This window comes from Rhizobium sp. PP-CC-3G-465 (genome assembly GCF_004343445.1).
In the GTDB taxonomy this organism is placed as follows: Bacteria; Pseudomonadota; Alphaproteobacteria; order Rhizobiales; family Rhizobiaceae; genus Ferranicluibacter; species Ferranicluibacter rubi.
In genome coordinates this window covers 373,862-386,278 of sequence record NZ_SLYH01000002.1, presented here as the reverse complement: position 1 = coordinate 386,278, position 12,417 = coordinate 373,862, and the positions used below count along the sequence as shown (strand labels likewise).

The window sequence follows — 12,417 nt, the reverse complement described above, 5'->3', positions numbered from 1 at the left end:
CTCAGCTGTACCGAATGCGCGGGTCGACGAGGGCATAGGCGATATCCACGATGATGTTGATGACGAAGACGGCGAGCGCCGTCACGAGCACAGCGGCCTGGATGACGGCGAAGTCCCGCAGCAGGACCGAGTCGATCATCAGCTTGCCGATGCCGGGAAAGCCGAACACGGTTTCCACGATGACGGCGCCGTTTACGATGCCGGCCGCCTGGTCGCTCGCCACCGTGATGACGGGGAGCAGGCCGTTGCGAAGCGCATGCACGAAGACGATGGCGCGGGAGCCGACGCCCTTGGCGCGCGCCGTCTTGATGTAGGTGGAGGACAGGGCCGTCATCATGGACGTCCGCACGACCTGAACGAGCACGCCGGTAGGCCGCAGCATGAGAACACCGACGGGCAGAATCCAATGGAGGGCCGTTCCCGTGCCGGACGTCGGCAGCACCCGCAGCGTGACGGCGAAGACGAGGACGCCGACGATCGCCACCCAGAAGTTCGGCGTGCTTGCCCCGATCAGCGAGAGAATGCTGGCGAGCCGGTCGAAAATGCCGCCGGGGCGGTAGGCTGCGAGCGAGCCGGTGATGATCGACACCAGCAGAACGAGCGGCATGGTGATGGCGGCCAGCGCCAGCGTCGTCGGAAAAGCCTGCAGCACGACATCCACGGCGGGACGCGAGAACTGCAGCGACTGGCCCATGTCGAAATGCAGGAGGCCCCACAGGAAGCGGCCAAACTGTTCGATCAGTGGGTCGTTGAACCCGTACTGTTCGTTGAACTGGAAGCGCGCTTGCGCGGATGCGTCCTGTGGCAGATAGAGGTCCGCGGGCGAGCCCGTCATGCGGGCCAGAAAGAAGATCAGAATGATCAGCGCCACGAGCGAGAACACGCTCTGCAACGATCGCTTGAAGATGAAAGAACCCATATCAGCCTCCTCCGCCGGATGTGGATCGATGGTCGGACACGACGCGCCCCCTTGGAAGGGAGGCACGCCGCCGGATAATCAGTCAGTCGCCTTGTCGGCCAGTTTCAACCGGGCCAACTGCAGCTCGACGGCATTGGCGATCGTCGGTGTGAAATCCAGCCGTTTGCCCACGCGCATGTAGTTGACCATGTGGAACAGCGGCACGTCGGCGACGACGTCCTCATAAATCTTGCGGAAGACCTCGTTGTATTCCTTCACCCGCTCGTCGCCGGATTTCGTGCCGGCGCTGACGATCAGGGCGTCCAGCGCCGGGTCGTGCAACTCGCTCTGTCGGCCATTGGAGTGATACTTGAAGAAGGCCGTGAAGGCAGCGTCGCCGCTGTTGTTGTCGTGCATGGTCAGGAAGATGTTGGGCGCCCGGTCCGGCGAAAAGGGCTTGTTCGCCATCTTCAGCCATTGCGTCATTTCGAGGTTTTCGAGCTTGATGTTGAAGCCGACCGCCCGCAGCATTTCGGCGGACGCCTCCACGAACTCGTTCGAGTTCGCAAACATGGCCGGGCGGCCGATCATGCGGATCTCGCGATCGACATCCACGCCATCCGCCTTGGCTTCGGCGAGCAGCTTCTGTGCCTGTTCCGGATCATAAGCCCAGGGCTTCAGGTTGGGATTGAAGCCGAGCGCGCTCGGGCCGACCTGCTGCATGGCGAGTTCCGCCTTGTCGCTGATGACGCTGCCAAGGAACGCCTTGCGATCGATGGCCAGGTTGATCGCCTTGCGCACGCGGACGTCGTTGAGTGGGGGAATATCGACGGAGAGGCGGAACAGCGCGCTGTCGGAGTTCGGATAGACCTTGTCCGTCTCCGGATTGGTCGCATCCTGCGGCGCGATGGAGAAGGCAAGATCGGCTTCGCCGGTCTCCACCATGGCGGCCGCCACGGAGGACTCCGTGCGCCAGACATAGGTCGCCTTGTCGATCACGGGCTTGTCGCCCCAATAGGCATCGTTTCTGACCAGGCCGACATTCTCGCCCTGCGTCCAGTGGTCGAAGGTGTAGGGGCCCGTGCCGATCGGCTTCGCGGTGTATTCGCCCTTCGGTGTGTTGACCGAGGAAATGGTGAGCTGCGCGAGCAGCGTCGGCAGGATTGGCACCGCCGTCTTGGTCGTGAACTTCACCGTCTGCGAATCGACCTCCACGGCCTTGATGTCGATACCGTCGAGATATTTGGTGCGGGTGATGCAGGTCAGCGCCGGATCGTTGGTGCGCTCCAGCGAGTGGACAACGGACTTGGCGTCGAAGGGCGTACCGTCGTGGAAGGCAATGCCGGGCCGAAGCTTGAACACCCACTCGGTCGGTGTCGTCTGCTCCCAGCTTGTCGCAAGACGCGGCAGCGTCTTCTGGTTGGCATAGTCCAGCTCGACCAGCGTCTCCACGACGTTCTGCTTGATGATGCGGCCGATGACCGAGCGAGGCGTCTCGCAGGGGTCGAGCCGGTCGGGACCTGCGGGAAGCACGATGGTGACGGCCGTCGCGCCCTGCGCATGCGCAAGGCTGGCGGGGGCGATCAGGGCGGTCGATGCGACCAGCGCGATGGATTTCCAGAAATTCAACGACGTTCTCCTCATTGTCGTTCGAATGGACCTGTTCGGTGAGACGGCTCAGGCTCTCACAAGCTGCAGCCGCGCCTCCTTGAATTTGGCGATCTTCACCCGTTCGCGCTCCTCCTGCGCCCGGATGCCCGGCAGCAGATCCACGGCCACCTGTGGCGACAGCGCAACCACGCCGTCGTCGTCGCCCACGATGAGATCGCCGGGATGGACGACCAGTCCGCCGATCGACACGGGAACGTTGAGAGATCCCGGACCATTCTTATAGGGACCCTTGTGGGTCACGCCCCGGGCATAGCATGGCAGGTCGGACGCGCGGATCGCCGAGACGTCGCGGATGGCGCCGTCGATCACGAAGCCGGCGACACCGATCGATTCCGCGTGCGTCAGAATAATTTCGCCGATCAGCGCCTGGCTGACATCGCCGCCGCCATCGACCACGATGACATCGCCGCGGCGGGCGATCTTCAGGGCTGCGTGAATGGCGAGATTGTCACCGCTGCGCGTCTTCACCGTCAGCGCCGTTCCGATGAGCGGACCGCCGGCATGATAAGGCAGCACGCCGGTCGCACCCGGCAGGCGGGACAGGTTGTCGCTGATGATGGACGTGGCGACGCCGCGATACTCGGTGATCAGGCTAGGATCTACCGGCTGCGGGGCTGCATTTTCTTCGATCGTCATGTCTCCTCCTGAAGGCTCGGTGCCTGGACCTTTATGAAGGCCTCTCCCAAGGCCTTCCGACAGCCGAAAACCTAAACTTGCGCTATCCCGAAAAAAAGCGATAAAATTGCCTCTATCCATATCGCTTTTCTTCATGCGAGGTGCCCATGTTCACGTTGAAGCAGTTGGAAGCTCTTTATTGGGTCTCGACGCTCGGCAGCTTCGAGGCCGCCGGATCCTATCTGAACGTGACCCAATCGACGATCTCGAAACGTATCGGAGAGTTGGAGGGAAAGTTCCCGGTGCCGCTGTTCGATCGGTCCAGCCGCCAGTCGATCCTGACGAGCAAGGGGCAGGACATTCGTGACATTGCCGAACAGATGCTGCGACTGAACGACCGGCTGACGCTCACCGCACGCACCGCCAATGCGCCGCCCTTCCGGTTCCGGCTCGGCGTGACCGACCTTGTGGCGCTCTCGTGGCTGCCGCAGCTTCTGGCAACGATCATGGAACGCTATCCCGGCATCTCGCTCGAACCGGAAATCGACCTGACATCGGGTCTGCTGGAGCGGCTGAACGAGCGCCGTATCGACTTCGTCATCTGCCCGCGCCTCATCCAGCATCCGCAATTCGTGAACATGCCGCTGGGGGAAATCGAGCTGGTGTGGATGTGCAGCCCGAAGCTCTACAGCGGCAGCGCGGAGCTCAGCCGCGAGGACATGCTCAAGTTCCCGCTGCTCATCCAGTCGGCCGGCTCCATGCTGCGCCCCATCCTGCAGGACGTCATAGACAACCCGCGCATGCCGTTCACGAAGACGATCTCATGCAACAACATGGCAGCCCTTGCCGAGCTTGCAGCCCACGGCTTGGGCATCACCATCCTGCCCAAGGCCTTCTTCAGCCGCTACGTCACGGATGGTCGTCTGCGGATTATCAAATCCGCACTCCGCCTGCCGAAGCTCGAATATTTCATCACCTACCGCAACGACTACAACAGCCTGTTCTTCGAGGAGATTGCACAGCTGGGGATAGAGCTTTGCGACTTCGAACACAGCTTGGCAGCCACGGCATAGCTCCAGCAGATACTGGGTTGAAACTTAACCCGGCCCGCGTTGACGGGTCCCTGTCGGGCTATGGATCCCCTTTAGGCCCCTGCGCTCAAGATCGCACGCGAGGGCTGGAGCGTTCTGGCGCACGGCGTGTGGTGTCCGACTGACGCGCGAGACGGGATTCAATGCCGTAGATTTGCGCCGCCTGCTTCCGTCACCTCAGCTTGGCGCCTTCCCGATCCGCCATTGGTAGGGCGGAGGCGTGCCGTTAACGGCGTAGTCGCCGATGATGCGGTCCTTGTAGATGCGTGGGTTGTGCGAGGACAGGGTACGGGCGTTGCGCCAATGGCGGTCGAGACCGGCGGGCTTCTTGACCGCGGAGGCACCGAGCGTGTCGAAGAGGAGCGTCGATGCCTCGAGAACGAGATTGGTGACGACGTTCAGGGCCTGCGACGTTTCCAGTTCCGCAATAGCGTTGGCGCGTTCCTCGGCGTCTGCGTCACCGGCGAAGTGGGCTTGGTATGCACGTTCGATCGCCGCCGCGACCTGCAACACGATGGCGCCGGCGCAATAGGCGTGGCTGCGGATACGGCCGACCACCTGCAGCACCTGCGGGTCCTCGCGCGAACTCGGGCCGGCCGCGTTCGAGTAATGACGCTTGCGTGTGCCGACGGCCGCCGCCGTCTCGTCTGCGATGGCCCGGCCGATACCGGCAAGCGTTGCCAGGTGCACGATCTGGTAGAACGCGGCGCCGTATCGGAATTTCTCCTGATCGGCCACAATGTCCTTGGGATCCACGGCAACATCCGTAAAGGTCGTGGTGCCGCTGGCGGTCAAGGTCTGCCCGAAGCCGTCCCAGTCATCGACGACATCGACCCCGGGGTCATCCCGGCGCACCTGCAGGACGACGCCCTCCCCCTCCAGACCAGTCGCGCCGACGTCGATCCAGTCGGCAAAGAGCGAGCCGGTGGTGTAGTATTTCGTGCCGTTGACGACCAGTCCATCGCCCTTCCTCGACACGCGCGTCGAGAAGGCATCCCGCTTGGCGTCGCCGATCTCCGTCCAGGCATTGCCGGCGATCTCGCCGGCCGCGATGCGCTGTACCCAGCGCTTGCGGCTGTCGTCCTGTGGCTTGCCGACGACGTCCTCGACGAAGCCGAAATGACCGCGCAGGGCCTGCGTGATGTTGGAATCCGCTTCCGAAAGCTCGATCAGGAGGTTGGCGAGTTCCGGTATAGAGGCGCCGAAGCCGCCTTCGGCCTCCGGCAGGCGGAGCGCGCCGAAGCCCGCTTGCTTCAGCGTCCGGATCTCATCGACCGGCAGGGTGCGCGAAAGCTCCCGTGCGATCGCGCCCTTGGCGATCTCGGAAAACAGCGGGCGGAACCGGGCGGCAAGCTCTTCGTAACGCGGGCTCGGGCCTGCGCCCCAGGCCAGATCAATCTGTGACATCGATGTATTCCTTGAAAGGGTCAGTTCGGTCTGGAGGCCGGGGCGCCTCCGAGATAGAAGTCGTGAACGTCCTCGCGACGGCGCAGCTCTTCGGCCGTTCCCGACAGGGCCACACGACCGTTTTCCAGAATATAGGCGTGGTCGGCGTAGCGAAGCGCCAGGTTGGCGTTCTGTTCGGCGAGGAGAAAGCTGACGCCAGCCTCCGTGTTGAGCGTCCGGATGATCTCGAAGATTTCCTGCACGATGATCGGGGCCAGCCCCATGGAGGGTTCATCGAGAAGGACGAGGCGCGGCCTGGTCATCAGAGCCCGGCCGATCGCCACCATCTGCTGCTCGCCGCCGGACGTCAGTCCGGCTTTGACCTTGCGCTTCTCCTTCAGCCGCGGAAACCACGCATAGACCTGCTCGAGGCTGCGTGCGAGTTCGGCCCGACCGGGCTTGCGGACGTAGCCGCCGGAGAGAATGTTCTCCTCGACGGTCAGCTGCGCAAAGCAGTGCCGGCCTTCGAGAACCTGCACGACGCCCTGCGCGACCAGCCTGGAGGCCGAGAGCGCACCAACCGGGATGCCGCGCCAGAGGATCGTGCCCTTGCTGACGTGACCGCGTTCCGGGCCGAGGAGGTTGGAGACGGCTTTCAGCGTTGTGGTCTTCCCCGCGCCGTTCGCGCCGAGGAGGGCGACGATCTTGCCCTTCCCGACGGTCAGGGAGACGTCACGAACGGCCAGGATCGCAGAACCGTAGAGGGCCTCGATATTCCTGATCTCGAGAAAGCCGGTGTCCTGAAGGGTCATATGATCGTTTCCGTATGTTGGCCCGTCCGTGTAGGGGGATCAGTTCTGCGCCTGACGCGGCTCGATGCCCTTTTCCTTGGCGTAGGCGGCTGCGCGCGCGTAGATCGCGTCACGGAACAGGGGACGATCGCCCTTCAGCCAGTCGGTCACCGCATTCCACTTCTGCCCGTCCCACTGAACGATCTTGGCGGCCGGATCGCCTTCATGGTCCTGCGGCGTGATCTTCAGGGGGCTGAGCAGGCCTGTCGCGCCAAGCTCGGCGATGCGTTCAGCGGTGATGTCGAGATGCTCGGCGGCCCACTGGCCCTCTTCCTTGGTCAGGGGACGGTTTCCGAACTTCTTCTGGCCGGTACGCAGGATCTCGGTGTAGATGATCGCCTGGACGAGACCGGCATTGTAGTAGACCGAGCCGAATTTCGAGACGTCCTTCAGGTCACCCTTGCCGGCATCGATGACGTTCTTTTTCAGTTCCTTGGTGATCTCGAAATCCGTGCCCGACGGGAAGACCGACACGGCGAGATAGTTCTTGGCGGCGGCACCTGCAGGCCGCGCATCCTCTTCGGATCCCGTCCAGATGTCGCCGATGATGCGATCCGCCGGGAAGCCGACACGCGCCGCGGTCTTCAGTCCGACCGGCGACATTACGCCCCAAGCGCGGAAGAACACCCAGTCCACGCCGGCCCGCTTGATCTGCTGCCATTGTGCCTGCTGCTGCTCGCCGGGATGCGGCACTGCGATCTGGATATTCTCGAACCCGTATTTTTCCGAGAGAATGGCCATCGGCTGGATCGTTTCGCGACCATAGCCGGAGTCGTGATAGAGCGTGGCGATCTTCAGACCTTTGAGCTTGTCATAGCCACCGACCTGATTGGCGATATGCTCGACGACGATCGAGGCTTCCGTCCAGTAATCGAAGAGAAGCGGGAACTGGTAGGGAAAGACGCTCCCGTCCACTGCATCGCCCCGTCCGCCGGCAACCGAGATGATCGGCAGCTTGTCGAGCCGCGCCTTGTCGGAAATGGCGGCATCGAAGCCGCTGGACGTGGTGAAGAGAACGGCGACCGGTGCTCCGGCATAACCGTTCTTGTAGCGCTCGTAGCATTCGAAGGCGCGCTCGAGCGTATAGGCCGTCTCGCACTCCTGGACGAAGATCTTGACGCCGTTCACGCCGCCCTTTTCGTTGATGTAGTTGAAATAGTCGCGGTATCCCGCCCACTGCGGAATGCCCGAAGGCGCGTAGGGGCCGGTGCGATAGGAGAAGAGCGGGAAGAGCTGCTGGCCCGTCGCCTCGTCCGCCTTTGCGACGCTCGTGAGCGTGGAAGCGGCGATGAGGGCGCTGGTGGCGAGTGCAAGAGTTTTCGAGAGAAGAGACATGGCGGTCCTTTGGGTTCGTTGATGGAGCGTTGGGAGAAATTCGGGAGGATGGAGCAGGCCTCGTCGCCGCTCGGGTCGTTATCCGGCGTATCTGTTCCGGATGGCCTGTCGCGCACGCCGCAGCAGCGCGGAGAGGCCATCCGGTTCCTTGATCAGGAGCAGGATGATGATGGCGCCAAAGATGATGCGCTGGAGGTTGGTCAGCGCGCCCTGATCGCCGAGGAAGGAGAGATCGGCCGCCAGCACGACGCGGTCGAGCAGGATCGGCGTCAGCACGATGAACGCGGCGCCAAGGAAATTGCCGAAGATCGTCGCCACGCCGCCGATGAGCACGATGAAGAGGACCTGGAAGGACTTGTCGAGGTTGAAGGTGTGCGCATCCGACGTGCCGAGATAGGCAAAGGCCCAAAGGACACCCGTAACGCCGAGGAAGAACGAGCTGATCGCGTAAGCCTGCAGCTTGCGCCGGGCGACCCGGATGCCGAGAACGGAGGCTGCCGTTTCCATATCCCGGATGGCCATCCATTCACGCCCGAGCCGGCTGCGGACGATGAGGAAGGCAAGGCCGATGAGCAGGACCGTGACGCTGGCGGCGAGAAAGTACCGGCCGAGCGGCGACTGCAGGCTGTAGCCGAGGATTTCGAGCCGCGGCGCGGAGATGGTCAACGACTGGCTGTCATTGGAGAACCAGGTGAAATTGCTGAACAGCCACTCGAAGAAGAACTGCGCGCCCAGCGTCGAGGCGCCAAGATAGAAGCCCCTGATCCGCAGCGACGGCAGGCCGAAGACGACGCCGGCCGCCGCAGCGATCAGCCCGGAGATCAAAAGCACGAGGGGTAGCGGCAGCCCGGGTACGCGCAGAATAAGATTATAGGCCGAGAACGCGCCGATCAGCATGAAGGCCGCCGAGCCCAGGGACACGAGACCGGCATAGCCCTGCAGCAGATTGAGTCCGATGCCGGCAAGCCCCATGACCAGTGTCGGAATGATGATGGAGCTGAGCCAATAGTCGTCCGCCATGGCCGGGATGACGGCGAACGTGACGAGTAGCCCGGCGACGATCGGCAACAGGGGCGCGTCGAGGCGCGAGAGGAGGCCGGACGGCAACGTTCGATCCTGAAGCAAGGTCACGGTCAGACCCTTTCGATGTCACGGTCGCCGAACAGGCCGGCGGGCCGAATGAGGAGGAAGGCGACGGCGAGGATGTAGGCAAACCAGGTGGAGACGCTGCCGTTGACCAACGGCCCGAGATAGATATCGGCGAGCGCCTCGCTTGCGCCGACGATCAGCCCGCCGGCAATCGCCCCGGGGATCGAGGAGAATCCGCCGATGATCAGCACCGGGAGAGCCTTGAGCGTGATCAGCGAGAGCGAAAACTGCACACCCTGTCGCGCGCCCCAGAGAAGCCCGGCGACCAGCGCGACGAGGCCCGCGACGCTCCAGACGATGCGCCAGATCACCGGCAGCCGGATGCCGATGGACTGGGCAGCGAGCGTGTCGTCCGCCACGGCCCTGAGCGAGACGCCCATCCGGGTCTTGCTGAAGACGATGGCGAGGACCGCGACCAGGGTGACGACGATCAGGGAGGCAACGATGTCGAAATGGCTTATCAGGATCCCGGCGTAATCCTCGGCGATATCGTCGATGCCGAGATCGAGCATGTGCACGTCGGTGCCGAGAAAGAACTGTGCGGTGCCGTCGATGACGAAACTGAGACCCAGCGTGGCCATGAAGAGGGTCAGCGAATCCCGGTTTCGCAAGGGTCGGAGAACGAGAGCCTCGACCAGGATCGCTACCACGACCATCAGCGCCGCCGTCGCGAGGAACGCGATCCAGAACGGAAATCCGTGCTCCACGAGGGTGACGAAGGCGAGCGCCGCCAGAAAGACCATTGCGCCCTGGGCAAAGTTGAAGACGCCCGACGCCTTGTAGATCAGCACGAACCCAATGGCGACGAGCGCATACATCAGCCCGGCGAAGAGGCCGGTGATCAGGGTTTCCAGAAAAAAGGACATGGGAAATCTCTAATGAACGGTGCCGAGATAGGCGGCGATGACATCGGGATTGTTGCGCACCTCGTCCGGCGTACCGTCTGCAACCTTGCGGCCGTAGTCGAGGACGACGACATGCGAGGCGAGGTTCAGCACAATGCCGACGTCGTGCTCGATCAGCACGATCGTCGTACCGAAGGAGCGGTTGACCTCGGCGATGACGCGGCTCATCTCCTGCTTTTCCTCCTGGTTCATGCCGGCCATCGGCTCGTCCAGCAGCAGGAGTTTCGGCGCAGCCGCCAGCGCGCGGGCGAGATCGACGCGCTTCTGCATACCGTAGGAGAGTTTCGACACGACCGTCTCGGCATGCCGATCGAGATGGAGAAAGGCGATGATCTCGTCCGCCCGGTCGATGAACCGGCGACGTTCCGCGCCATCCCGGCCGAAGCGGAAGATGTTTTCGAGGAACGTCGCGGTGCCCCGCCGCGAGAGGCCGGCCAGCACGTTTTCCCGCACGGTCAGGCGGTGGAAGAGCGCATTGTGCTGGAAGGTTCGCCCGATACCCAGCAAGGCCGCCTTCTGCGGATGGATCGCCCCGAAGCGTGCGCCGTTGAAAACGATATCGCCGGTATCGGCCCGGTAGACGCCGTTGATGACGTTCAGGAGCGAGCTCTTGCCGGCCCCATTGGGGCCGATCAGGGCGCAGATCTCGCCGGTGGCGACGCTGAAGCTCAAGGCATTCACCGCCTTCACGCCCTTGAAGGACAGCGAAACGTCGCGAAGCTGGAGGAGATCGCTCATCAGGCGACGACCGACCGCAGCGCAGAGGCCGATGCGCGTTCGGCATCCCGGCGCTTGACGGCTTCGATGTCGCGGTAAGCGTCGGCAGGGTGGTTCTTCGGTAGGTAGGGTCCGTCGCCGAAAAGTTTCTCCCGCAGGGTGCCGGGCTTGTAGGCCGTGGGATAGACGCCGCGCTTCTGCAGTTCCGGCACGAGCAGATCGACCGCCGCCTCGAAGCTCTCCGGTGTCACGGCATAGGCAAGATTGAACCCGTCGACATCCGTTTCCTCCGCCCAATCCTGAAGGATATCGGCGATCGTGCCGGGCGAGCCGACGAAGACCGGACCGACGCCGCCGATACCGCCCCATTTGGCAAGCTCTTCTACCGTCCAGGTCTTATCCTTGCCGGCAAAGTGCTCAACCATCGAGACGATGGCGTTGGTCTCGACCTTCTTGAGTGCGTCCGTCGGTGCGTACTGCCCGAAATCGATGCCGCTCCATCCCGACATGAAGACGAGGGAGCCGTCATAGGATGTATAGCTCTGATATTCCTCGAACCGCTTCTGGGCCTTTTCGTCCGTCTCGTCGATGATGAGCGTCGTCAGATTGTAGATCAGCACCTTCTTCGGATCGCGGCCGCTGGCCGCCGCCTTTTGCCGGATTTCGGAGACATAGGCCTTTAGCAGCGCCTTGGTGGGCGCGCCGACGAAGACGCATTCGGCATGTGCTGCGGCAAAGGCCTTGCCCGGACCGGAGGCCCCGGCCTGATAGAGAACCGGCGTGCGCTGTGGCGAGGGCTCGGACAGATGGTAGCCCGGCACGTCGAAGAACGTGCCCTTGTGACCGATTTCGTGAACCTTGGTCGGATCGGTAAAGATCCCGCGGACGGGATCGCGCTGCACGGCGCCCTCCTCCCAGCTCCCCTCGAACAGCTTGTAGAGCACCTCGACATATTCGGCGGCGACCTCGTAGCGGTTGTCATGGCTGCGCAGGCCGCCCTGACCGACATTCTTCGCGCCGCTTTCGAGATAGGACGTCACGATGTTCCAGCCGACCCGTCCCTTCGTATGGTGGTCCGCCGTCGCCAGCCGGCGGGCGAAGGTGTAGGGATGCTCGAAGGAGGTCGAAGCGGTGATGCCGATGCCGAGATGCTCGGTCGCAAGGGCGATCGGAGCGGCAAGCTGGATCGGATCGTTGACGGGGATCTGCGCCGCCTGCTCGATCGCATGGTAATTCGAGCCCTTGTAGACATCGTAATAGCCGATGACATCCGCGATGAAGATCCCGTCGAAGATGCCGCGTTCCAGGGTTCTCGCAAGATCCTGCCAGTAATCGAGGTCCTTGTACTTCCAGGACCGATCCCGCGGATGTTTCCAGAGACCCGGCGACTGGTGCCCTACGCAATTCATGTCAAAGGCGTTAAACCGTATCTGCCTGGTCATCGATCCGCTCCGGGATGCACGTAAGTGATGCCGGGCAATCTAGCAGCAGGGCGAATGGGCGCGAGAAATTCGCTATTGTCTACCGATTTAATAATGAATTTTTTTGCTAACAAAGACGGTTTTTTCAGTTCCCGGCAGATCGAAGCCTGTCGCGGAGCCTAGCAGCGCGACTGTTCCGAGCATTGATCCGTTAGGGGCTTGCTTAGCACCCGCTCCTGCCAGTTTCTCCCGAGAACCGAATAATGAGAGAATTCCAAGGCGGGACTGCAGAAACGGGAGCGACATGTTTCGTCCGGTCTCGAATAATTAGAATATTTTCTCTATAGTTTTTATAGATTACTTGGTTTTATGGAGCCA

General features: G+C 62.6%; 11 protein-coding genes. 1 reads left to right on the top strand and 10 read right to left on the bottom strand.

Going from position 1 to position 12,417, the window contains the following annotated elements:
- Nucleotide 1 precedes the first annotated feature (1 nt).
- The 3 genes from C8J33_RS14090 to C8J33_RS14080 form a co-directional block, all read right to left on the bottom strand.
- The gene (locus C8J33_RS14090) at nt 2-919 is read right to left on the bottom strand and encodes an ABC transporter permease (protein WP_110802004.1); all 918 of its coding nucleotides are present in this window, start codon (nt 917-919) and stop codon (nt 2-4) included.
- Between the two features lie 78 nt (nt 920-997).
- Nucleotides 998-2,527: an ABC transporter substrate-binding protein gene (locus C8J33_RS14085; protein ID WP_245420167.1), complete on the bottom strand. Its 1,530-nt coding sequence runs from the start codon at nt 2,525-2,527 to the stop codon at nt 998-1,000.
- 48 nt (nt 2,528-2,575) lie between these two features.
- Complete coding sequence (locus tag C8J33_RS14080; RefSeq protein ID WP_110808175.1) at nt 2,576-3,205, bottom strand: RraA family protein; 630 nt, start codon at nt 3,203-3,205, stop codon at nt 2,576-2,578.
- Nucleotides 3,206-3,351: 146 nt separating this feature from the next.
- Between C8J33_RS14080 and C8J33_RS14075 the strand changes: the two genes are divergently transcribed.
- Nucleotides 3,352-4,257, top strand: a complete 906-nt coding sequence (locus C8J33_RS14075; protein WP_110808174.1) for a LysR family transcriptional regulator — start codon at nt 3,352-3,354, stop codon at nt 4,255-4,257.
- Nucleotides 4,258-4,452: 195 nt separating this feature from the next.
- On the opposite strand, the gene C8J33_RS14070 is transcribed toward C8J33_RS14075, so the two are convergent.
- The 7 genes from C8J33_RS14070 to C8J33_RS14040 all read right to left on the bottom strand — a co-directional run bounded on the left by C8J33_RS14070 (nt 4,453) and on the right by C8J33_RS14040 (nt 12,060).
- Nucleotides 4,453-5,682 (bottom strand): acyl-CoA dehydrogenase family protein, encoded by a 1,230-nt coding sequence (locus tag C8J33_RS14070; RefSeq protein WP_110808173.1) that lies wholly within the window; start codon nt 5,680-5,682, stop codon nt 4,453-4,455.
- A gap of 20 nt (nt 5,683-5,702) precedes the next feature.
- Entirely contained in the window at nt 5,703-6,473 is a 771-nt protein-coding gene (locus C8J33_RS14065; RefSeq protein WP_110802008.1) for an ABC transporter ATP-binding protein, read from the bottom strand.
- A gap of 39 nt (nt 6,474-6,512) precedes the next feature.
- A complete protein-coding gene (locus tag C8J33_RS14060; protein WP_110802009.1) occupies nt 6,513-7,847 on the bottom strand; it encodes an ABC transporter substrate-binding protein in 1,335 nt (444 codons plus the stop codon).
- Between the two features lie 78 nt (nt 7,848-7,925).
- Nucleotides 7,926-8,954: a branched-chain amino acid ABC transporter permease gene (locus C8J33_RS14055; RefSeq protein ID WP_245508114.1), complete on the bottom strand. Its 1,029-nt coding sequence runs from the start codon at nt 8,952-8,954 to the stop codon at nt 7,926-7,928.
- 26 nt (nt 8,955-8,980) lie between these two features.
- Nucleotides 8,981-9,862 (bottom strand): branched-chain amino acid ABC transporter permease, encoded by an 882-nt coding sequence (locus C8J33_RS14050; protein ID WP_092938088.1) that lies wholly within the window; start codon nt 9,860-9,862, stop codon nt 8,981-8,983.
- A gap of 9 nt (nt 9,863-9,871) precedes the next feature.
- Complete coding sequence (locus tag C8J33_RS14045; RefSeq protein WP_110802011.1) at nt 9,872-10,639, bottom strand: ABC transporter ATP-binding protein; 768 nt, start codon at nt 10,637-10,639, stop codon at nt 9,872-9,874.
- On the bottom strand, nt 10,639-12,060 hold the full coding sequence (locus C8J33_RS14040; protein WP_110808171.1) for an LLM class flavin-dependent oxidoreductase: 1,422 nt from the start codon (nt 12,058-12,060) through the stop codon (nt 10,639-10,641). Before C8J33_RS14040 ends, C8J33_RS14045 begins: the two co-directional genes overlap by 1 nt.
- Nucleotides 12,061-12,417: the final 357 nt, after the last annotated feature.

Excerpts from the sequence above, each read along its gene's own strand:
- C8J33_RS14090 (WP_110802004.1), bottom strand. The coding sequence starts at position 919 with ATGGGTTCTTTCATCTTCAAGCGATCGTTGCAGAGCGTGTTCTCGCTC.
- C8J33_RS14080 (WP_110808175.1), bottom strand. The coding sequence starts at position 3,205 with ATGACGATCGAAGAAAATGCAGCCCCGCAGCCGGTAGATCCTAGCCTG.
- C8J33_RS14075 (WP_110808174.1), top strand. The coding sequence starts at position 3,352 with ATGTTCACGTTGAAGCAGTTGGAAGCTCTTTATTGGGTCTCGACGCTC.
- C8J33_RS14070 (WP_110808173.1), bottom strand. The coding sequence starts at position 5,682 with ATGTCACAGATTGATCTGGCCTGGGGCGCAGGCCCGAGCCCGCGTTAC.
- C8J33_RS14065 (WP_110802008.1), bottom strand. The coding sequence starts at position 6,473 with ATGACCCTTCAGGACACCGGCTTTCTCGAGATCAGGAATATCGAGGCC.
- C8J33_RS14060 (WP_110802009.1), bottom strand. The coding sequence starts at position 7,847 with ATGTCTCTTCTCTCGAAAACTCTTGCACTCGCCACCAGCGCCCTCATC.
- C8J33_RS14050 (WP_092938088.1), bottom strand. The coding sequence starts at position 9,862 with ATGTCCTTTTTTCTGGAAACCCTGATCACCGGCCTCTTCGCCGGGCTG.
- C8J33_RS14045 (WP_110802011.1), bottom strand. The coding sequence starts at position 10,639 with ATGAGCGATCTCCTCCAGCTTCGCGACGTTTCGCTGTCCTTCAAGGGC.
- C8J33_RS14040 (WP_110808171.1), bottom strand. The coding sequence starts at position 12,060 with ATGACCAGGCAGATACGGTTTAACGCCTTTGACATGAATTGCGTAGGG.